The sequence below is a fragment of the Clostridium chromiireducens genome (assembly GCF_003575225.1).
GTDB lineage: Bacteria > Bacillota > Clostridia > Clostridiales > Clostridiaceae > Clostridium > Clostridium chromiireducens.
Window position 1 is genome coordinate 1 of sequence record NZ_QXDJ01000018.1, and the last position, 536, is coordinate 536.

Genomic DNA, 536 nt, shown 5'->3' on the forward strand with positions numbered 1-536 from the left:
CCATGCGCCCTTTGTAGCTTGACCTTCTAAAGTTTTGTTATTACAAAACTAGTTATTTAATCATTACAAAGAATATTATTCTTGGCTTTGTTGTATTTATATACATCAATTTATATGCAATTTTCAAAGAACATTGGTGGGCTTAAATGGACTCGAACCATCGACCTCACGCTTATCAGGCGTGCGCTCTAACCAGCTGAGCTATAAGCCCTTATGGTGGAGATAAAGAGATTCGAACTCTTGACCCCCTGCGTGCAAGGCAGGTGCTCTCCCAACTGAGCTATACCCCCATAAGTTTTGAAGGAAAAATCCCTCAAAATTGAACAGAATAAATACTTAAGCAACCTTTGAGCAAGTATTTTATATTTTAATACATACAATGATGTATTTGTACTAGTCAGACATCATGCTGATCTAGATTTCTCCATAGAAAGGAGGTGATCCAGCCGCAGGTTCTCCTACGGCTACCTTGTTACGACTTCACCCCAATCGCTGACCCTACCTTAGGTCGCTGCCTCCTTACGGTTAGCTCACGA

The 536-nt window shown here is 40.9% G+C and carries 2 tRNA genes and 1 rRNA gene; all 3 read right to left on the minus strand.

The features are described 5' to 3' along the window. Nucleotides 1-134: 134 nt before the first annotated feature. A tRNA-Ile gene (locus D2A34_RS26455) sits at nt 135-211 on the minus strand. 3 nt (nt 212-214) lie between these two features. Next, nucleotides 215-290: transfer RNA gene (locus tag D2A34_RS26460), tRNA-Ala, on the minus strand. Between the two features lie 140 nt (nt 291-430). Continuing rightward, nucleotides 431-536: ribosomal RNA gene (locus D2A34_RS26465) — 16S ribosomal RNA — on the minus strand; the annotation flags it as partial.